The organism is Flavobacterium fragile (assembly GCF_023634865.1).
GTDB classification, from domain to species: domain Bacteria; phylum Bacteroidota; class Bacteroidia; order Flavobacteriales; family Flavobacteriaceae; genus Flavobacterium; species Flavobacterium fragile.
Map to the genome: position 1 here is coordinate 246967 of NZ_JAMLJN010000002.1, position 19273 is coordinate 266239.

At 30.8% G+C, this 19273-nt stretch carries 23 protein-coding genes; 12 read left to right on the plus strand and 11 right to left on the minus strand.

Annotated elements, in window-relative coordinates; translation table 11 throughout:
• Nucleotides 1–25: 25 nt before the first annotated feature.
• The gene (locus NAT47_RS03565; RefSeq protein WP_250580733.1) at nucleotides 26–1336 is read right to left on the minus strand and encodes a phenylacetate--CoA ligase family protein; all 1311 of its coding nucleotides are present in this window, start codon (nucleotides 1334–1336) and stop codon (nucleotides 26–28) included.
• 112 nt (nucleotides 1337–1448) lie between these two features.
• Here NAT47_RS03565 and purD point away from each other — a divergent pair, with 112 nt between their 5' ends.
• Complete coding sequence (gene purD, locus NAT47_RS03570) at nucleotides 1449–2720, plus strand: phosphoribosylamine--glycine ligase (RefSeq protein WP_250580359.1); 1272 nt, start codon at nucleotides 1449–1451, stop codon at nucleotides 2718–2720.
• A 20-nt stretch (nucleotides 2721–2740) separates the two neighbouring features.
• On the opposite strand, the gene NAT47_RS03575 is transcribed toward purD, so the two are convergent.
• Entirely contained in the window at nucleotides 2741–2971 is a 231-nt protein-coding gene (locus NAT47_RS03575) for a DUF6341 family protein (RefSeq protein ID WP_250580361.1), read from the minus strand.
• Between the two features lie 47 nt (nucleotides 2972–3018).
• Here NAT47_RS03575 and NAT47_RS03580 point away from each other — a divergent pair, with 47 nt between their 5' ends.
• Nucleotides 3019–3948, plus strand: a complete 930-nt coding sequence (locus NAT47_RS03580) for a DUF6427 family protein (RefSeq protein ID WP_250580362.1) — start codon at nucleotides 3019–3021, stop codon at nucleotides 3946–3948.
• Here the strand turns inward: NAT47_RS03580 and upp are convergent.
• Complete coding sequence (gene upp / locus NAT47_RS03585; RefSeq protein ID WP_026725465.1) at nucleotides 3943–4596, minus strand: uracil phosphoribosyltransferase; 654 nt, start codon at nucleotides 4594–4596, stop codon at nucleotides 3943–3945. The genes NAT47_RS03580 and upp overlap by 6 nt on opposite strands.
• 74 nt (nucleotides 4597–4670) lie before the next feature.
• Here upp and NAT47_RS03590 point away from each other — a divergent pair, with 74 nt between their 5' ends.
• Complete coding sequence (locus NAT47_RS03590) at nucleotides 4671–5276, plus strand: DUF4254 domain-containing protein (protein WP_250580363.1); 606 nt, start codon at nucleotides 4671–4673, stop codon at nucleotides 5274–5276.
• An 11-nt stretch (nucleotides 5277–5287) separates the two neighbouring features.
• Nucleotides 5288–6340, plus strand: coding sequence for a glycosyltransferase family 9 protein (locus NAT47_RS03595; RefSeq protein ID WP_250580364.1), 1053 nt, complete (start codon nucleotides 5288–5290; stop codon nucleotides 6338–6340).
• A 21-nt stretch (nucleotides 6341–6361) separates the two neighbouring features.
• Here NAT47_RS03595 and NAT47_RS03600 read toward each other — a convergent pair whose 3' ends face one another.
• Nucleotides 6362–7414 carry a ferredoxin--NADP reductase gene (locus tag NAT47_RS03600; RefSeq protein ID WP_250580365.1) on the minus strand — a complete coding sequence of 351 codons (1053 nt, stop codon included), beginning with the start codon at nucleotides 7412–7414 and terminating at the stop codon, nucleotides 6362–6364.
• Nucleotides 7415–7841: 427 nt separating this feature from the next.
• Here NAT47_RS03600 and NAT47_RS03605 point away from each other — a divergent pair, with 427 nt between their 5' ends.
• From NAT47_RS03605 to NAT47_RS03615, 3 genes are all read left to right on the plus strand, one after another.
• The gene (locus tag NAT47_RS03605; RefSeq protein WP_250580366.1) at nucleotides 7842–8405 is read left to right on the plus strand and encodes a helix-turn-helix domain-containing protein; all 564 of its coding nucleotides are present in this window, start codon (nucleotides 7842–7844) and stop codon (nucleotides 8403–8405) included.
• 51 nt (nucleotides 8406–8456) lie between these two features.
• A complete protein-coding gene (locus NAT47_RS03610; RefSeq protein WP_250580367.1) occupies nucleotides 8457–9011 on the plus strand; it encodes a hypothetical protein in 555 nt (184 codons plus the stop codon).
• Nucleotides 9012–9088: 77 nt separating this feature from the next.
• Nucleotides 9089–9562 (plus strand): hypothetical protein, encoded by a 474-nt coding sequence (locus NAT47_RS03615; protein WP_250580369.1) that lies wholly within the window; start codon nucleotides 9089–9091, stop codon nucleotides 9560–9562.
• A 127-nt stretch (nucleotides 9563–9689) separates the two neighbouring features.
• Here the strand turns inward: NAT47_RS03615 and NAT47_RS03620 are convergent, their stop codons facing one another.
• Nucleotides 9690–9911, minus strand: coding sequence for a hypothetical protein (locus NAT47_RS03620; RefSeq protein WP_250580371.1), 222 nt, complete (start codon nucleotides 9909–9911; stop codon nucleotides 9690–9692).
• A 159-nt stretch (nucleotides 9912–10070) separates the two neighbouring features.
• On the opposite strand from NAT47_RS03620, the gene NAT47_RS03625 reads away from it, so the two are divergent.
• Genes NAT47_RS03625 through NAT47_RS03635 form a run of 3 tightly spaced genes read left to right on the plus strand, consistent with a single transcriptional unit; the run spans nucleotide 10071 to nucleotide 11738 of the window.
• The gene (locus NAT47_RS03625) at nucleotides 10071–10406 is read left to right on the plus strand and encodes a PadR family transcriptional regulator (RefSeq protein WP_250580373.1); all 336 of its coding nucleotides are present in this window, start codon (nucleotides 10071–10073) and stop codon (nucleotides 10404–10406) included.
• Between the two features lies 1 nt (nucleotide 10407).
• Nucleotides 10408–11037, plus strand: a complete 630-nt coding sequence (locus tag NAT47_RS03630; protein ID WP_250580375.1) for a hypothetical protein — start codon at nucleotides 10408–10410, stop codon at nucleotides 11035–11037.
• A complete protein-coding gene (locus tag NAT47_RS03635) occupies nucleotides 11034–11738 on the plus strand; it encodes a hypothetical protein (protein WP_250580377.1) in 705 nt (234 codons plus the stop codon). Before NAT47_RS03630 ends, NAT47_RS03635 begins: the two co-directional genes overlap by 4 nt.
• A gap of 36 nt (nucleotides 11739–11774) precedes the next feature.
• Here NAT47_RS03635 and NAT47_RS03640 read toward each other — a convergent pair whose 3' ends face one another.
• Both NAT47_RS03640 and NAT47_RS03645 read right to left on the minus strand, forming a co-directional pair.
• Nucleotides 11775–12287 carry an acyl-CoA thioesterase gene (locus NAT47_RS03640; protein WP_250580378.1) on the minus strand — a complete coding sequence of 171 codons (513 nt, stop codon included), beginning with the start codon at nucleotides 12285–12287 and terminating at the stop codon, nucleotides 11775–11777.
• Between the two features lie 98 nt (nucleotides 12288–12385).
• Nucleotides 12386–13327, minus strand: coding sequence for an HU domain-containing protein (locus NAT47_RS03645; protein ID WP_250580384.1), 942 nt, complete (start codon nucleotides 13325–13327; stop codon nucleotides 12386–12388).
• 294 nt (nucleotides 13328–13621) lie between these two features.
• Here NAT47_RS03645 and dprA point away from each other — a divergent pair, with 294 nt between their 5' ends.
• Nucleotides 13622–14725: a DNA-processing protein DprA gene (gene dprA / locus NAT47_RS03650; RefSeq protein WP_250580386.1), complete on the plus strand. Its 1104-nt coding sequence runs from the start codon at nucleotides 13622–13624 to the stop codon at nucleotides 14723–14725.
• Between the two features lie 68 nt (nucleotides 14726–14793).
• Here dprA and trpS read toward each other — a convergent pair whose 3' ends face one another.
• Nucleotides 14794–15762 (minus strand): tryptophan--tRNA ligase, encoded by a 969-nt coding sequence (gene trpS, locus NAT47_RS03655; RefSeq protein WP_250580388.1) that lies wholly within the window; start codon nucleotides 15760–15762, stop codon nucleotides 14794–14796.
• Nucleotides 15763–15869: 107 nt separating this feature from the next.
• Here trpS and NAT47_RS03660 point away from each other — a divergent pair, with 107 nt between their 5' ends.
• Nucleotides 15870–16610: a lysophospholipid acyltransferase family protein gene (locus NAT47_RS03660; RefSeq protein ID WP_250580389.1), complete on the plus strand. Its 741-nt coding sequence runs from the start codon at nucleotides 15870–15872 to the stop codon at nucleotides 16608–16610.
• A 90-nt stretch (nucleotides 16611–16700) separates the two neighbouring features.
• Here NAT47_RS03660 and NAT47_RS03665 read toward each other — a convergent pair whose 3' ends face one another.
• Genes NAT47_RS03665 through NAT47_RS03675 form a run of 3 tightly spaced genes read right to left on the minus strand, consistent with a single transcriptional unit; the run spans nucleotide 16701 to nucleotide 19221 of the window.
• Nucleotides 16701–18266 (minus strand): hypothetical protein, encoded by a 1566-nt coding sequence (locus tag NAT47_RS03665; RefSeq protein ID WP_250580390.1) that lies wholly within the window; start codon nucleotides 18264–18266, stop codon nucleotides 16701–16703.
• Nucleotides 18263–18808, minus strand: coding sequence for an RNA polymerase sigma factor (locus NAT47_RS03670; protein ID WP_250580391.1), 546 nt, complete (start codon nucleotides 18806–18808; stop codon nucleotides 18263–18265). The genes NAT47_RS03665 and NAT47_RS03670 overlap by 4 nt, the downstream gene beginning before the upstream one ends.
• An 11-nt stretch (nucleotides 18809–18819) precedes the next feature.
• A complete protein-coding gene (locus NAT47_RS03675) occupies nucleotides 18820–19221 on the minus strand; it encodes a hypothetical protein (RefSeq protein ID WP_250580392.1) in 402 nt (133 codons plus the stop codon).
• Nucleotides 19222–19273: the final 52 nt, after the last annotated feature.

Below are 19273 nucleotides of genomic sequence, written 5' to 3' on the forward strand. Positions count from 1 at the left end.
AATTCGTGAAATTCGTGTTTAAAAATTATATCATCGACTGAAATTGCTTCAATTTTCCTCTTTTTGTGCGTTCCAAAACTTCTTTGCGATTATAAGTAAAATGTAATCCTGGCTCTAAATATTTAGAAATCGCTTTTTCAATTTCCTGAATTTGTTCCGAAGTCAATTCTGCTGAACTCACATAATCAATCTCAAAACTATCCAATTTTGTTTGGCGTACGATAAATTCTTTTACATTTCCGTCGTCTTCAATAATGCTTTTGGTTACGTAGTAAAATGTTAATCCTGGTGATTTTTTCCCACTGGGTAAATGTGCTATATCGCTGGTTCTTCCAATTAATTTTTTTAGAATGGGTTTTTTTAACGTGCTTTTTTCATCTAAAATTCCCACATCGCCAATTTCATAACGAATAAATGGATGTGCTTTGTTGTATAACGAAGTAATGACTACTTTTCCTTCTGTTCCATACGGAACAGGTTGGTTGTTTTCATCTAAAATTTCCACGAATAAAGTTTCCGAATTTACTTGCCATTCGTCTTTTGGATTTTGAAAAGCAATCAAGTCTAATTCCGAAGCGCCATATTCATTCACAACTGGAATTCCTAAATGTTTTTCAAGCAAGATTTTATCTTCTTCAAACAACATTTCCGATGTCACCATGCAAACTTTCAATGTTGGACAAACATCGGTTAAAATGATATTTCGTGCTTGTAAATATTTTCCAAAAAGCACAATCGAACTCGTATAACCATTGATATAATCAAACTTTTTGGTTTTAAAATGTTCGAAAACACCATCTAAAACTTTGTCAGATAAATCAAAAATTGGGAAACGGTATCTTTTGCTCAAAAAGTCTTTCAAACGTTCCTTTCTGTACCCAATAAAATCCAATGGAATTCCATAAAAACGCGCTTGATACGACGAATTAAAATCAACACCATACCTACCAAAACGATAAATAATCGAAGCCCATGTAATCGCATGTGCTTCTTTATCTTTAGCAAAAACAAAAGGATCGCCACTCGAACCCGAAGTTTTATTTACAAAAACAGTTTTTTCTGAATATCCTTTGGAGAGTCGGTCTTTTAAAGGTTTTTGTAAATCTTTTTTAGTTAAAACAGGTAATTCGTTCCAATTTTCAAAAGTGTCTTTCCCAACTAAATTCTGATAAAAAGTATTGTTTTTCAAATGAAATTCTATAATTTCTCGCTTTTTAGTTTCGAGATAATCGGGATAATCTGTTTCCGAAATTTGTAGAATTTTCTCAAAATCAGACTGAGCTTTCGCAATGGGAAAACCGCTTAATTTTAAAGAAAGAAGAAACAAGTTGAACATTCGTTGGAATTTATCCAAAAGTACTAAATCTGAAAATAATCTTTCTTCTTTTTTCTTTTTTCTTTCTTCTTAAGAAATAGTACTTTTGTCCAACAACATAACAACACACAAAATGACTATTTTACTACTTGGTTCTGGCGGTCGCGAACACGCACTAGCTTGGAAAATGCTTCAATCTTCAAAATGTACTTCTCTTTTTGTTGCTCCTGGAAATGCAGGAACAGCATCCATCGCAAAAAATGTAGCTTTAAATCCGAATGATTTTGAAGCGGTGAAAACATTTGTTCTTCAAGAAAAAGTGGAAATGGTAGTGGTTGGACCTGAAGATCCATTGGTTTTAGGAATTTATGATTTCTTTAAAAATGATGTAGAAATCAATCACATTCCAGTAATCGGACCATCAAAAGTGGGAGCACAATTAGAAGGAAGTAAAGAATTTGCAAAAGAATTTTTAGTAAAACATAATATTCCAACAGCACGTTACGAAAGTTTCACCAAAGAAACTGTTGAAAAAGGTTGCCAATTTTTAGCAACTTTGCAAGCACCTTACGTTTTAAAAGCCGACGGATTAGCTGCAGGAAAAGGGGTTTTAATTTTATCGGATTTAAATGAAGCGAAAACCGAATTACGAAATATGTTGGTGGGAGCTAAATTTGGGCAAGCCAGTTCAAAAGTAGTCATCGAAGAATTTTTAGATGGAATCGAATTAAGTTGTTTCGTTCTGACTGACGGAAAATCCTATAAAATATTGCCAACAGCAAAAGATTACAAAAGAATCGGAGAAGGCGATACAGGATTAAATACAGGCGGAATGGGAGCGGTATCTCCAGTTCCATTTGCAGATGCGGTTTTATTAGAAAAAATTGAAACCCGAATTGTAAAACCAACCATCGCGGGTTTACAAAAAGACGGAATCGAATATAAAGGATTTGTTTTCATCGGATTAATCAACGTGAAAGGCGAACCAATGGTAATTGAATATAACGTTCGTATGGGTGACCCCGAAACAGAAGTGGTAATGCCAAGATTAAAAAGTGATTTAGTTGAAATTTTTGAAGCGATTGGAAATCAAGAATTAGAGAACATTACATTAGAAATCGATGAAAGAGCCGCTACAACTATTATGGTAGTATCAGGAGGTTATCCTGAAGATTATGAAAAAGGAAAAGAGATTTTTGGATTGGAAAATATCACCGAATCTATTCCATTTCATGCCGGAACAAAATTAGAAAACGGAAAAGTAGTGACTAATGGAGGTCGTGTAATTGCGGTAACTTCCTATGGAAATGACTTTCAAGAAGCCATAAAAAAATCTTATCAAAGTATAGCAAAACTACAATTTGATAAGATGTATTTTAGAAGAGATATTGGTAAGGATTTATAATCCTTGCTAATATCTTTTAATTATTTTAAAAACGAATGTGCAGTTGTATCTTGCTCATCTTCATTATTGGAATTGAAGATGTTCAATTGCTTGATCCAATATACCATAGCACCACAACAAATTAAAATAAAAATCCAATTTAAGATATTTGCAGTCCACCAATTAGTTAATTCTAGTTCTCTTAACCAATCCATTGGTAATAATAAAAAATCTACAAAAAGTGATTGTATTCCTTCAAAAAATGATTTCATTTTGATAAAGTATTATATTTACACCACAAAAATATAATAATATTCTAATGTTAGCAAGCATTTTTAGTAAAACAAGACCATTTAATTATTTAGTTGTAGGTGTTTTATCGCTTATTTTCTTTTCAGTGAAGATAATTGCATTGTCGCAACCAAATGCAAATTGGATTTATTATGCTGAAGAGTTTGGTTTGTATCTATTGATTTTTGCTTCTTTGTTTTTGGTTAATTTTATATCATTAAAAAACGGATTAACTAAAGGTAATAACTATGCATTGTTCCTTTTTTTTATTTTTCTTTTATTTTTTTCGACCATTTTTCAGAATAAAAATATCATTATTTCAAATTTTTTATTGCTTTTAGCTCTCAGAAGATTGATATCTTTGAAATCGTTACTTCAAACGAAAGAAAAAATTTTTGATGCTTCTTTTTGGATTTTTCTTTCCGCATTGTTTCACTTTTGGAGTATTTTTTACATTGTTTTAGTGTTTGTTGCCGTTATACTTCATGTATCTAAAGATTATCGAAATTGGATTATCCCATTCATTGCGCTATTTGCAGTAACGGTATTGTTTTTCCTTGCCAATAGTATTTCTGATAATAATTTGATGGCTACACTACTTAGTAAAACGTATATTAGTCTTGATTTTTATTATTTTGAAAACATCTACCAACGAATTGCATTAGCTGCATTTTCATCGATAAGTTTATTCTTATTTGCTACTCATTTATTTGATATACCAAATAAAGCATTGAACATGCAATCGTCACACAAAACGATTTTGTTTTCTTTTATTTTAGGTGTTGGAATCTATATTCTTTCTACTAATAAAAATAACGGTTGTTTGGCTTTTTGTTTTGGACCTTTGGCCATAATAGGTGCCAATTTTATCGAAAAAATCGAAAACAATTGGGTAAGAGAAGGTGTTGTTTATGCGTTATTGGGATTAGGGATATTCTTCTTTGTAATGGAGTTATAACTTAATTCCGTAAGCTAAATCTCCAGCATCGCCTAAACCTGGAACAATATAGTTGTGTTCGTTTAGTTTTTCATCTAAAGCAGCCACCCACAAGTGACAATTTTCTGGTACGTTTTTCTCTAAGTATTCAATTCCTTCTGGAGTTGCGATTACAACTGCAATATGAATCTCTTTTGGTTTTTGTTCCAAATGTAATTTATGTAAAACAGCCACCAATGATTGTCCAGTTGCTAACATTGGATCAATTAAAATCAAATTTTTTCCTTCGAATGATGGTGCAGCTTGATATTCCACCAAAATTTCAAATTTATCATCATTATCATAATGATGACGATAAGCCGAAACAAATCCGTTTTCTGCATTATCAAAAAAGCTCATGAAGCCTTGATGTAAGGCCAAACCAGCACGTAAAATCGAACATAAAACTACAGGTTCGGCAATAGTTGTAGTGTGTTTAATTCCTAACGGAGTTTGCACATCGATATTTTTGTAATCAAGCGTTTTACTTAATTCGTATGCCATTATTTCTCCGATGCGCTCAATATTTTTTCTAAAACGCATACTATCATTTTGGATGTTTACATCGCGAATTTGTGCTAAAAAATGATTAAGAATACTGTTTTGTTCAGAGATGTAATGAATGTGCATCGATTTTATTTTTTGTAATTCAGGATAAAAGTACAAAAAAACGTTATTTTTGTATCAATTTAAAAGAGATAATTATGTTTGCTGAATTTGCATTTCCCATTTTTGAACAAAGTATCAAAACATATCACATTATTGACGATGTGTATCAACCTGTTGTAAATCCTTATGAAAAAGGGACTATTGAATATTTATTGTTTGCAAAAAACTGGGTAGATACGGTGCAATGGCATTACGAAGACATCGTTCGTGACCCAAATATCGATCCGGTTGCAGCTTTAGATTTAAAACGTAAAATTGATGCTTCCAACCAAGTTCGTACGGATATGGTGGAATATATCGATAGTTATTTCTTAGATAAATATAAAGACGTTCAAGTAAAACCAAATGCAAAAATTAACACGGAAAGTCCAGCGTGGGCGATTGACCGTTTGTCGATTTTAGCTTTGAAAATTTATCACATGAGCGAAGAAGCAAATCGTGCTGAAGCTACGGCTGAACACAGAGCAAAATGTCAAGAAAAATTGAATGTATTGTTAGACCAAAAGAACGATATGTTTACTTCAATTAGCGAATTATTGACTGATATTGCTAATGGCGACAAATACATGAAAGTGTATAAACAGATGAAAATGTACAACGATGAGGAGTTAAATCCAGTGTTGTATCAAAATAAAAAATAGTCATCAAATTGATGTCTAAAACCAAACACATATTGGTAATAAGGCTCTCTGCCATGGGCGATGTCGCAATGACGGTTCCTGTGTTGAGAGCCTTAGTTTTACAATATCCTGATGTAAAAATTACGGTAGTTTCCCGACCTTTTTTTCAACCTTTTTTTGATGGAATTCCAAATGTGAATTTCTTTGGTGTGGATTTGAAAGAACGACACAAAGGTTTCTTAGGTTTATTTCGCTTATATTCCGATTTACGAAAATTGAATATTGATGTGGTTGCCGATTTACACAATGTACTTCGTTCTAAAATAGTGCGAACATTATTCGCTTTAAGCGGAAAAAAAGTCGCCGCAACCGATAAAGGAAGAGCCGAAAAGAAAGCCTTAACTAGTTTGACTAACAAAGTTTTTGCCCCAGTTAAACTAATGGTCGAAAGACATGTTGATACTTTTAAACAACTTGGATTTTCAATTGATTTGTCGAATCCTCAATTTCCTGAAAAAGCTATTTTATCGGAAGAAATCATCTCAATTACGGGAACAAAAAATCAAAATTGGATTGGAATTGCGCCTTTTGCTCAATATGAAAGTAAAGTGTATCCAATAGATTTGATGCAAGAAGTGATTGACGGTTTAGCGGAAAATAAAAATCAAAAAATTTTCTTATTTGGTGGAGGTGAGAAAGAAATTCAATTGCTAAATCAACTACAAAACCAACATGAAAATGTAATCGTTTTAGCTGGAAAATTAAAATTCAAACAAGAATTAGAAGTGATTTCCAATTTAGAGATTATGCTTTCCATGGATTCTGGAAATGCTCATATTGCTGCGATGTTAGGTGTAAAAGTCATTACGCTTTGGGGCGTCACGCATCCTTACGCAGGTTTCAAACCGTTCAATCAACCTGATGATTTTTGTTTGACTTCAGACAGAGAAAAATACCCATTACTACCAACTTCTATCTATGGAAATAAAATGGTAGAAGGTTATGAAGAAGTGATGCGAACGATTTTACCAGAAAAAATAGTGTTCAATATTCAGTCGCAGTTAGCAGATACAACTGAACACTAAATACTGAACACTTTTTACTGATTACACATCATCAAAATCAATCTTAATTGTAGCTGTTGTTGGATGTGCTTGACATGCTAATGTTAATCCTTCTGCAATTTCAGCATCGGATAAAATTTGGTTCTTTTTCAAAACAGCTTCTCCTTCCGTAATTCTACAAATACAACTGCTGCAAATTCCACCTTGACAAGAATAGGGAACATCTAAGCCTTGTTTAAGCGCCGCTTCTAGTAAAGTTTGCTTTTGACTCATTTCGAAAGTTGTTTCTTCATCGTCTACCAAAATAGAAATTTTAGTGTGACCATCGGCACTTGCAACGGTTTCTCCTTCGTTTGACGAGGTAGAGAACAATTCGAATTTAATATCTGAACTTGCAATATTGTTTTCTTTCAACGTATCCGAAACCAAATTGATCATCTCTTCTGGTCCGCACAAATAGAATTTTGAGAATTCCATTTCGGCATGTTTGTTTTTTAAGATGAAATTTACGGTTGATTTATCAATCCTGCCAAACAAAGCATTATCAGCAGTGGATTGACTGTACACATATTGCACAAACAAACGCCCCACATATTGCAATTGCAAATCGTGTAATTGGTTGTGGAAAATGGTGTCTTTTTCTGATTTATTTCCGTAAACCAACACAAAAGTACTATTTGGTTCTTCTTCTAAAACCGATTTTAAAATCGAGTAAACAGGCGTAATTCCACTTCCAGCCACAAAAGCCGCATAGTTTTTCTGACGTTCTGCTTTAGGTTCGAATGTGAATTTCCCTTCTGGAGTTCCTACTTCGATTACATTTCCAACCGCTAATTTTTCATTCGCAAATTTTGAGAAGAAACCGTTTTTTATGGCTTTCACCGCAATTCGTAATTCGCCACTTTTTGGAGAAGAACAAATGGAATACGCTCTTCTAATTTCTTGACCGTCAAGCGTGATTTTTAAGTTTACGTATTGTCCAGCCACGAATTGGTAATACGATTTTAATTCGTCGGGAACATTAAAAAGAATCGAAACCGCATCGGCCGTTTCCTTGATGATTTCTTTAATGCTTAATTTATAAAATGATGACATGGTGTTTATTTTTTACAAAAATACTATTTATCAAGAAAAAAGAAGATAGAATTTAGAAAATAGATTTTCAGATTTTCGGATATTCTGATTTTTGGAACACAGATTTATAAAATTATTGAAATAGTTGTAATCTTTTATGGACTTAATAAGTTAATGTTAGTTACGCTTTTTATATTCTACTATGACTTTTATGTTTTAATTTTTTAATTTGTTCTTGAACTTGAAAAATATACTTAAGAATGTTATGCATAAGAAAATCATGTATATATTTGTTTTTTGAAGTTTATTTTTAAGTAAAACATTAATTGGTTACTGTAAATATTAACTCGAAAGAATAAAGACACAAATGTCTTATAATTGTCACAAATAAACCGTAACACAAAATAGCTATATAATCTAATTTTGGCGAAATTTTAAAACATAAAATATGGAAACAATAGGATCAAAAATTGCTAGAATTAGAAAGCAAAAAGGAATGACTCAAGAAAAACTTTCTGAATTAGCAAAAATTAATTTAAGAACAATACAAAGAATAGAGAAAGATGAAAACGAACCAAGAGGGGTTACTTTAAAATTAATTTGTGAAGCTTTAAATACTCCGATTGAAGAATTAATGGAATTTGGAAAATTTGAAGATAAAAAATACTTATTTTTTTTACATCTATCTGTTATATCAGTAATAGTTATCCCTTTAGGTAATATTATTTTCCCCCTTCTTTTATGGATAAATAAAAGAGAAAATATTTATGATGTAAACAATCAAGGGAAAAATATTTTAAACTTTCAAATTTTGTTTTCTTTTGTAAATGTTTTTATTTTAGGTATTGCTTTATATGGTGCTTTTTCACATTATTTAGACCCTAAAAATTATTTTCTTATATACTATTTTTTACTATTTTTAAATTTTTGCTATTCTTTATATAGTTCTTATTCAGTATTAAGGGGAAGAATAAAATTATATTATCCTCAATTAATTATTTTTTTGAAATAATTTTATTCAACTTGTTTACTGAAATACAATTTTAAATTGAATAACCTTCTTATGACTTGTAACTTTATAAAAAAAATCATTTTAATTCTTGCTATAGTGTTTACTTCTTGTACAATTACAAAAAGTTTACCAATTAGTTATAAATCATCAGACGAGCTTTCGTTATTTTATAAGCAAAATAATATTGAAAGTTTTTTTATAGTAAATAGTTATACATCTTTAGTTGAATTATATAAACAAGATAGAGTATCTATTCCTCAAAATATAATTTTTGATTGTGATGGTCTTGAAATCAAACATTTCAATAATAAGTTATGTGTAAATCACACGCTTGAATTTTTAAAAAACTATAACTCAAAAACTATAACTCAAAAAACAAATTTTAATATTTCGGATTATTTAAAACACTTTAAATCTATTAATTCTTTAGATTCAGAAAAAATTTTAAGTTCAAAAAAAATTAGAGTTTTTGTTAATACTGCTACTTATGCAGATAATTATAAAGCAAATGAAGAAGCATTTGAAATTTACAAGCAATTTAAAGATCAATATGAAGTTTATATAGTTAATTTAGATTATATAAGCGAATGGAAAGACAAAAAATAGAATTTGTTTTTCATTTTCACTTATTTGAAGTTAGTTTATTTTACAGTATTTTTAATTAACCTAAATTTTTACAAAAAATGAATCAGATTTTAAAGTTCAGTTCAAAGATTTTCGATGAAATAGTTATTGAAGGTTTAATTAACCTAAAAGTTAAAAGAAATTTTAAATGGTTTAGAACTTTTGATTTAAAAATCTTTGATGAAGATAATCATTTATTGACTATTGCTACGACAATCGATTTTCTAAAAATTAAATATTCCATACCTCATAATCAAACTGGATTTGAAATTGGAGTTGAAAATGATGAAAGGCTTTTCATTGATAATGACAAATTAGAATTAAAAGTTGAAAAATTTTATCCTTTTAAAAATAAATATGCTGAAGTTTGGTTTAATAATAAACTAGTTGGAGAAATTCTTTTTGAAAAAAAAGCTTTTAATATAGTATTGAATTTTCATCCTGCAATTGACATTGAATGGAACAAAAATGAAGCTTTAAAAATCGCAATATTGGTTATATTAAATATTGTTGACTTAGATGGTACGGAGTAAATATTCGAAAAATTAAGCAAGTTAATTAATGGTTTTAAAATAATTTAAATCAAAACCTAATTACCTTTTTAAGTTTTTAAAATCATTCTCTTAAAAATGGCGGTCTGATACCCAATGAGACTACGATTTAATTTTCTTTTTGTGGAAAATTACCAATTTTCAAAAACATATTTAAAATTCCTAACATCAATCCAGTTAGTATTGAAGTAAAAAAAGATTTGAATAAAAGTTTTGTTAATTCCTTATTATTTGAAAAATCAATGTCAAATAATCCGTAAACTAACATGCCAACAAAAAGCCCCGTTGAAATTGCTAAAAATGTAATTTTAAAGTAAAAAAATCTTTTCATTGTAAAATACTTGAAATTTTATGTTATTCACAAATATATAAATTTTTAATAAATATGCATAATAATTTTATGCATAAGAAAATTATGTATATATTTGTTTTTTGAAATTTTAATTATCAATTTAAAGAAGTCCCTCTTTGGAGGGATTTATTGAGGCTTATGAAAAATTCACAATTATACAAAGGCAGTTTAAACACTATTATAATGAAGCTTTTAGAAGAGCAAGGCAGAATGTATGGTTATGAAATTACGCAGAAAGTAAAAGAAATTACCAAAGGCGAATTGAACATCACGGAAGGCGCTTTGTATCCTGCTTTACACAAATTAGAAGCCGAAGGTTTGTTAGATGTTGAGGTGGAAAGAGTGGATAATCGCTTAAGAAAGTACTACAAACTCACCGAAAAAGGCACCACAGAAACCGTAAACCGTTTAGCGGAATTAGAAGAATTTATCAAAAACATGCAAACTATTGTTAACCCTAAATTGAGTTATTGAGATGAAATTGACAGTGGAACAAATAGATAAAATAGATGTTGTTTTAGATAAACTAGGTTTAGATTTTCTTGATTTTAAATTAGAAATAAAGGATCATATTGCTTGTGAAGTTGAAGAGGAAATTGAAATGAATCAATCCGATTTCAATTCGGCATTTATTTTAGTTTTAGAACGATGGGAAAGTAAATTAGTTCTTACAGAAAGTTTATTAATTAGTAACAAAAGGAGTTTTCCTAAAATTGTTATTGACCAACTTTTTAAAAGATTTTTGATTTACAATATTACTTTGGCGGTTTCAATTTTATTTGGAGTATTAATTTATATCAATTTTTTAAAAGATTTTGTAAATGATTCACTATATGTAAATTTTTTCAATTGGATTTTTATTTCTTGTTTTTTAATTTTCTCTGCATTTAAACTTATAATCTATTTTAAGAAAATTAAAACTAGTTATTCATATATGTTTAATCAAAATTTTTGGCTTTTCACGCTTTATTTTGTCTTTGTTTTTCTCTGGGATACAAGCTTTATGAGTGTCTTAACTTTTTTAGTATTAATTGCAATCTCTCCATTTTTGATGTACTCTTTTTATAAGCATCAGCACTTTGTTAAGAAATATCAATTATTATGAAACTCATACCAGAACAAATAGACCGTCTTTACCAATTTACTCGTCAACATTACGTAGAATGGTACGATTTACAAACTGAGTTAGTAGATCATTTAGCTAATGCTATTGAACATCAATGGCAAGAAAATCCTAAAATTTCGTTTGAAGATGCCTTGCAAATTGAGTTTAATAAATTTGGAATTTTTGGGTTTATGGATGTAGTAGAAAAACGTCAAGCGGCATTAAATAAAAGGTATAATAAAATTGTTTGGAAGCATTTTAAAGCTTTTTTTACGATTCCTAAAATTGTAGCTACTTTTTCAGCAATTGGAGTTTTCTTTTACATGTTACTAAGTATAAATAAACAAGCAGGAATTATTATCAATTCTTTTATAGTTGTAGCCATATTGTTTTTTTGGATGGCTACAATTGTTAAACGAATAAAATATAACAAAATAGCAAAAGCATCAGGAAAGAAATGGCTTTTTAAAGAAGTGATTTTTGGTTATAGTAATTTTGCGGGATTGAGTTATATCCCAATTCAAATATTAGTTCATGTTGATTTTGATTCACAAATTGGAATAATCAAAGCTCTATTTTTCAGTATTTTAATTGTATCGATGTATCTGGTTGACTATATCGTTTTGTTTGAAATCCCATCCAAAGCAGAAGAGTATTTAAATGAAACCTATCCCGAATATGCATTAGAAAATGCCAATTAAACATAAAGCCTACTCTTTTAAAAGTAGGCTTTTGTTTTATTCTATAAACAACGCTTTTAATTCGGTTGCTTCATTTGGTTTCATTTTCCCAGCTAAGACTAAACTTAATTGTTTTCTTCTTAATGCGGCTTCGTAACGTTGTTTTTCTAATTCTGTTTCAGGTATAATTGGTGGAACAGGAACTGGTCTTCCGGTTTCGTCAACAGCAACAAAAGTATAAATCGCTTCGTTTGCTTTGTTTTTAATTCCCGATTCTCGGTCTTCAATCCAAACATCAATAAAAATCTCCATAGAAGTGTTGAATGTTCTAGACACTTTAGATTCTACAGTTACCACACTTCCTAACGGAATAGCTCTGTTAAACGCCACGTGATTCACCGATGCCGTCACACAAATTCTACGCGAATGTCTTCTTGCAGTAATACTCGCCGCTCTGTCCATACGAGCAAGCAATTCACCACCAAATAAATTGTTTAATGGATTCGTTTCACCTGGTAAAACTAAGTCGGTTAAAGTAGTTACCGATTCTGAAGGAAATTTTGGTTGCATTGTTTTTTTTGCAAAGATAAAGAGGAATTTTAAAATTAAATGCAAAAAAAAATCCCAAAATTGGGATTTCAATAATTTTTATACAAAATGTTAAAAATTTATTCGATTAACAACCAAGCTTCAGCATTATGCGATTTTTGAATGTTTTTTCTTTCCGTTTGAGCCTCGTTTAAGTTCTTGAAACTTCCGTAAACCACGGGATATAAATTGTGTTTGTTCATTGGAAGCATCTTAGCATTTTCAAAACCTGCTGCTTTTAATTCGGCAATAGCTTTGTTGGCATTTTCTTCACTTCTGTAAGCGCCAGCTACTAAATGATAAGGCATTTTTTCTTCAGTTGGAGCAGCTACACTTAATTCAACGGCTTCAATCGGAGTGCTAATTACAAAAGTAGCTTGTTGAATTTGTTGTTGTACTTTTTCTTGAACTTTTTTCTGAACCGCTAAAGTTTTGGTTTCAATTTGTTGGTCATAGTAGGTTTTATATCCAAAACCACCAGCGCCTAACATCACCACAAAAATTGCAGCATATTTCAAATAAGAGTAATCTCTTTTTCTTTCAGGTGTAAAAATAATTGGCGCTTTTTCTTCTAAAGCTGCTACTTCTTGCTTTAAAACTTCTCTTGTAATTTCTGGAGAAACAAAAGGAGTTAATCCAAACGAATCCGTTAAGAAATTTACGGTATTCGCTGGTTCAAAAACCCAATTCATTTCATTGTTCACCGAAATTTCGCCAATGTTTTTCAACACCACACGATTGCGGTTTTGCAACAAATACGTCCACTCGTTCACCACATCACCAATTTTGATTACCGCTAATTCGTAGGACATTTTTTCTTGCAATGCCACATGATTTGCTAATAAACCATCATTGTTTTTTACATTCGCATTAAACGAAACCACTTTTTTAGGTGGAAAAAACGAACTTGCGCTTCCCGTAACGTGCGCGGACACAGTTTCGGTTAAAAACGCACCAAAACCAGGAACAGTAACGCACTGATAACGATATAATAAGTCGGATATGTGTTTTTCTATCTGCATAACAACAAAGTTAGATAATCAATAGCAATATCAAAATTTTATCAACAAAAATTATTAACAATTGCGATTTTTACTGTAAATAATTGGAAGCGAATGGCTTGGGCTTTCTTGGTTTCCTTGTTCCTGCTTTACGTTACAATCTTTTTTTTGTTGCCTTCGAGAACCTTAGTCAACAAAAAAAAGGATTTCCACTACAATCAGGGCTAGAAATGTTTCCATTTTCTTTTTTGGATTATTGCTAAAAAGAACTATTTTTGTTGTTCAATTATACGCCAAATAAATTTTATACACGCCATGACACAGTCAGAATTATACCACACACTTGCGCTCATGCAAGTGGAAGGAGTAGGAGATGTAATCGCCAAAAAACTTATCCAATACTGCGGAAACGCAGAAGAAGTCTTCGCTTCAAAAAAATCCCAACTTCAAAAAATTGACGGCATTGGTTCGGTTGTAATTAAAAATTTGCAAGACAAATCGGTATTTGCAAAAGCGGAAGCGGAACTTCAATTCATAGCACAAGAAAATATTTCCACTACTTATTTTCAGGAGGACAACTATCCCGAACGATTAAAACATTGCTACGACAGTCCCGTACTTTTATTCCAAGCCGGAAATATAGACTTACAAAACCAAAGAATTATTAGTATTGTCGGCACACGTCAAATCACGACGTATGGCATGGAATTTACTAAGAAATTGATTGAAGAAATTTCACCTTTAAATCCCATAATTGTTAGTGGTTTTGCTTACGGTGTTGATATTTATGCCCATCAAATGGCTATGGAAAGTGGTTTACAAACTATCGGCGTTTTAGCTCACGGATTGAATCAAATTTATCCGAAAACCCACAAAAAGTACATGGCAAAAATGGAACAAAACGGCGGCTTTTTAACCGAATTTTGGAGCACCAGCAATCCCGATAAAGAAAATTTCATCAAAAGAAATCGTATTGTGGCCGGCATTAGCGAAGCTACCATCGTAATTGAAAGTGCCGAAAGAGGCGGTTCGTTAGTCACCGCTAATTTAGCCAACGATTACAACCGAGACGTTTTCGCAGTTCCAGGAAGAACGACGGATAAATACAGTCAAGGTTGCAATAATTTGATTAAAACGCAACGTGCTAATTTGCTCACTTCGGCAGCTGATTTGGTGTATATTTTAAATTGGGAATTGCAACGCGAATCTCAAAAAGTAGTACAAAAACAATTGTTCGTCACCTTAACTGAAGAAGAGCAAATCATCTACAATTACCTCCAAAAAACAGGCAAAGAAATGATGGACATAATCGCATTAGAATGTGATTTTCCGATTTACAGAATTTCTTCCATTTTGTTAAATATGGAATTAAAAGGTGTAATCCGACCTTTGCCGGGAAAAATGTTTGAGGTGGTTTGATAAATAAAAAACCTCAAAATTTAGACATCTAAACTTTGAGGGTTTTCTTTATTTAAAGTTGAGTTTTCTTAGTAACCCAACTTCTCTCTAACTCTTTTCAAAACGCCATTTGCTACAGCACTTGCTTTTGCGGCACCTTCAAGTAATAATTTATCTACTTCTTCTAGGTTGTTGCTGTAGTAATTGTATTTTTCTCTTTCTGTTTTGAATTTTTCAACGATTAATTCAAATAAGGCTTGTTTGGCGTGACCGTAGCCGTAATTTCCAGCTTCGTATTTGGCACGTAAATCAGCCACTTCATCAGTAGAACCTAATAATTTGTATAAGGCAAACACGTTACAAGTATCTGGATTTTTTGGTTCTTCAAGTGGCGTGCTGTCAGTTTCAATTGTTTTGATTTGTTTTAGTAACGCTTTATCATCTAAAAAGATATTGATAAAATTGTTTCTCGATTTACTCATTTTTTGCCCGTCTGTTCCCGGAATAATCATGATTTGCTCATCGATTTTCGCTTCAGGTAATACAAACGTTTCACCCATTTGGTGATTGAATCTCGAAGCTACATCGCGTGTAATTTCTAGATGTTGCAATTGATCTTTTCCAACAGGAACAAATTCAGCATCATACAATAAAATATCAGCTGCCATTAACATTGGGTATGAAAACAAACCTGCATTTACATCATCTAATCTATCCGCTTTATCCTTGAAAGAATGTGCTAATGTTAAACGTTGGAACGGAAAAAAGCAACTCAAATACCAAGAAAGTTCTGTAGTCTGAGGCACATCTGATTGGCGGTAAAAAACCACACGATTCGTATCTAAACCACACGCCAGCCAAGCCGCCGCAACACTATACGTATTTTGTCTTAATTCTGCTCCATTTTTGATTTGCGTAATCGAATGCAAATCGGCAATGAAAAGAAAAGACTCGTTATCAGGATTGTTTGCCATTTGAATAGCAGGAATAATTGCGCCTAATAAATTACCTAAGTGTGGGGTTCCTGTACTTTGAACTCCGGTTAAGATTTTTGCCATTTTTCAACTGTTTTTTGCAAAGGTAAAGGATAATGTAAAAAGGCAAAACTAAAAAGAGTAAGTTTTATGAAAATCATTACTTTTGGGAATATTATTTGCTAAAGAAAATGAAATTTTTAAAATATCCGCTCACCCTTTTATATCGCATTTGGTTTTATATTTTAGTGTTAATTCCAATTATTGTGTTGTTCCCGTTTATTTTGGCAACGATTTTAAGTGAAAAGACCTATCCGTTATTTTTTAGAATTGCGCGTATTTGGGCCAAATTCATTTTAATTGGAATGGGATTCCATTACAAAATAGAAGGCGATGAAGTTTTTGAAGATGGTAAAAGTTATATGTTAGTTGCTAATCACACTTCAATGACCGATATTATGTTGATGTTGATTGCCGTTAAAAACCATCCGTTTGTTTTTGTAGGAAAGAAAGAATTGGCTAAGATTCCGATTTTTGGATTTATTTATAAACGCGTTTGTATTTTAGTTGACAGAAGTAATAGCAAAAGTCGTTATCAAGTTTTTGAACGTGCTCAAAAAAGAATTCACCAAGGATTGAGCATTTGTATTTTCCCAGAAGGTGGCGTTCCAGAAGAACATATTGTGTTAGATGAATTTAAAGACGGTGCTTTCAGAATTGCTTTAGAACATGGTTTGCCAATTGTTCCAATGGTCTTTTTCGATAATAAAAAACGTTTTTCGTATACTTTTTTTAGTGGAAGTCCAGGAAGAATGCGTGCTAAAATTTATCCAATAATTGAAACTAAAGGCAAAACTTTGGAAGACAAAAACACGCTAAAAAATCAGGTTAGACAAATTATTTTACAACCGTTACTTAATGATAATAAATAAAAAAAGTCCAAATCAATTGGACTTTTTCAGTTTCATTTTTTAGAATGAAACACTTAACTTAACTGTAAATTTAAGCTTAACCAAAAAAGCTTAAAAACTAAAACTAACTCCAGTATATAAACCAATAAAATAAGGTTTAAAATTGCTGGAATTTTCACTAAACGTATTGATTTGGTATTTAAACATAGGTTGGAAATTGGCATTAAAGCTTTTCCAGAAACTATATCTAAAACCCAAACCGACATTACTACTAAAATGTATGCTGTTTAAATTATTTGCTTTTCCTACTTCCATTTGGATACCGTTGGCTAATAATGAAATGTTGTTTTGATTTAAAAATAATGTACTCATACCACCGATTACTTCAATGCCAAATTTTTTGTCTATAAGTTTATAACTGAGTTCTAGAGGTACCTCGATGTAACTAATATTTTGTTCTAATGCGCCTACATTATTTTCAATCATAACATTTTCTACATCACCAGAAAGTGTTTCAACTTGATTTAATTTTGATGAGAATTCAATGTTTTGAGTAGCCGCGTTTCTGGAAATTGTTGGAATATTATTTGTTATGGTAGTCATTTTTGCATTAAAAATAACATCATTAGTACTATAACTAAGATTAATATTATTCACTCCAGCTTTAACGCTTAATTTGTTATTTATTTCGTAAATTCCTGCAATTCCATAACTCAAAGTTGTAGTGTAATTTTTACTATTCGCATTAAATTGATCATCTATTGAAGATCCTTGTACTAAAGAATTGAAATAAACAGGCGATGCATTAGTGCTAATCGCCCATTTACTTCTTTTTTCTTTTTCATCTGCATTTTTCCCACTCTCTTTTTCTTTAAGCAATTCCTCTAATGGATTTGTTTCTTTTGAAATTTCAGCCACTAGTGTACTATCTTTAATCTCTAATTTATTCGAAATAGAGTTATGTTTTTTGGTATGTTCGTCATTTTTTGAAATCAATGTTTCATTAAATGATTTGTTTTTAAATATGATTTCTGACTTTTTCTTTTCACCAGAATTGTCAACTAAAACTTCATTTTTAAATACGTATTTATTTTCTTTTTGGTTTTTTAAGATGTTATTTCTTTTGTTGTTTGATTTCTTTTGTTTTTCTTCAGAATTAGCTACCCAATTTTTCTCTTTTGAGATTTTCGTTGATGGAATAATTTTAAAATTTGAATTCGTCTTATTTTCTTTTTCTGATTTTTGATTTGCAACAACTCTTTGTTTCTTAGACTTTATGTTAAGGTTATTTAAATTTTCATTTTGAATTTGTGTTGTTTGATTAACTTTTTGTGCTTCCGAATTTTCTTTTTTTGTATTTCTACCACTAACAACAGTTTCGTTTTTTAACGGAATACCGGAATTATCGAATTTATTATTAGTGTTTACAGTAGAATTTTCAGGATTTTTGAAATCTGTTGATTTTGTGTTATCAGAAAAATTCCAAATCAAAGCACCAATTATAAACAATGAAGCAGCAATTCCAGAGAATTGAAACCAAAAAGGAATCACTCTTTTTTTCTTTTTTTTCTCTTTCAATCGATCAGCAATGATTTCCCAAGAATTATGAGGCGGAATGGCTTCAAAATCCTTAAATTTCTCTTGAAAGAGACGTTCTATATTTTTGTTGTCTTTCATTTACTTTTTTTTATCTCAAAATTTTTATTTGATTCAATTTTGCTTTTCAAAATAGCTTTCGCTCTAGCTAAATTAGATTTTGATGTTCCTATATTAATTTTGAGCATTTCTGCAATTTCTTTGTGCGAATAACCATCTAAAACATATAGGTTAAAAACTAATCGATATCGATCTGGTAATTCCTGAATAATTTGTGTTAGAAATTCAATACTAATATTTTCCTCATCTACTTCTATTTCATCTTCATCAACCGCTATTTTCTCCGAAATAATTTCAAAGACATTTTGTTTTCTATATTGTTGAAGAATATAATTGATTACGACACGTTTTGCCCAACCTTCAAAAGATCCTATATTTTTATATTGATTGATTTTCTCAAAAAGAATTAAAAAACTCTCTTGTAAGTTATCTTGAGCCTCTTCATAATTACGCGAATATTTTAAGCAAACAGAAAACAATTTTGGCGCTAAAAGGCGATAAAGTTGTTCTTGTGCTTTTGTATTATTGTTACAACATTCATGTATAAGTTGCTCTATAATCAATTTCTTTATTATTAGTTTACAGGAATATCATAGGTCATAAAAGTATCGTTTCCTTCATTATCTTTTCCAGTCCAAAATTTAAAAACATAATTACCCGTATTGGTAACATGAAAGCTAAATGTTTCTTCAACCAATATGTTTTCCACAGGAGCACAATTACCTCTTTCTTCAACTAAATTTTTAATGGCACATGTTCTAACATTAAGGTCTTTTTCGTAATAAATTCCGTAAGGAGAATGACAATTTGTAGGCCTATAATATTGCATGGTAATTTGATATGTTTCTCCTAATACAAATTCTGTAGGCATTTCAACAGAATGAACAGGCAAAATATCTACATAAAAATTGTTTTCATCTAATTCACAAGAATTTAGAAGAAATAAAAGGCTTAAAAGTAAAACTATTCTTTTCATTTAATCTCAAAGTTATATTTGTTAGATTCTAAATTCATAAAAAGGTTGCGTT